Source organism: Ruegeria sp. G10 (assembly GCF_056533645.1).
On record NZ_JBQFOQ010000032.1, the window covers coordinates 1 to 860 of the forward strand.

The window sequence follows — 860 nt, forward strand, 5'->3', positions numbered from 1 at the left end:
CCACCTTCGCGGATTGCGAAGCGCAGGCCGTTTTCCATCGCGATCGGTGCGATCAGCTCAACGCCGAACGACACGTTGTCGCCGGGCATGACCATCTCGGTGCCTTCCGCCAGGGTCACAGTGCCGGTCACGTCAGTTGTACGGAAGTAGAACTGAGGACGGTAGTTCGCGAAGAACGGAGTGTGACGACCGCCTTCTTCCTTGGTCAGGATGTAGGCTTCGGCTTCGAACTTGGTGTGCGGTGTAACCGAACCCGGCTTACACAGAACCTGGCCACGCTCAACGCCGTCACGGTCAACACCACGCAGCAGGGCGCCGATGTTGTCGCCTGCTTCACCGCGGTCCAGCAGCTTGCGGAACATTTCAACGCCGGTGCAGGTGGTTTTCGAAGTGTCGCGGATGCCGACGATTTCAATCTCGTCGCCAACGTTGATCACGCCACGCTCAACACGGCCGGTCACAACGGTACCACGGCCCGAGATCGAGAACACGTCTTCGATCGGCATCAGGAACGGCTGGTCAACAGCGCGCTCAGGGGTGTCGATGTAGTCATCAACAGCCGCCATAAGTTCCTTGATCTTCTCTTCGCCGATTTCCGGGTTGTTGCCTTCCATCGCGGCCAGAGCCGAACCTGCGATGATCGGAATATCGTCGCCGGGGTAGTCGTAGCTGGACAGCAGCTCGCGCACTTCCATCTCAACCAGTTCCAGCAGCTCTTCGTCGTCAACCTGGTCCACTTTGTTCATGAACACGACCATCTTCGGGATGCCAACCTGGCGGCCCAGCAGGATGTGCTCGCGGGTCTGCGGCATCGGGCCGTCTGCGGCGTTCACAACCAGGATCGCGCCGTCCATCTGAGC

At 60.0% G+C, this 860-nt stretch carries 1 protein-coding gene; it reads right to left on the minus strand.

The features are described from left to right. A partial coding sequence (tuf, locus tag ACR0KM_RS20975; RefSeq protein WP_480861799.1) for an elongation factor Tu occupies window positions 1-860 on the minus strand: 860 nt, incomplete at both ends.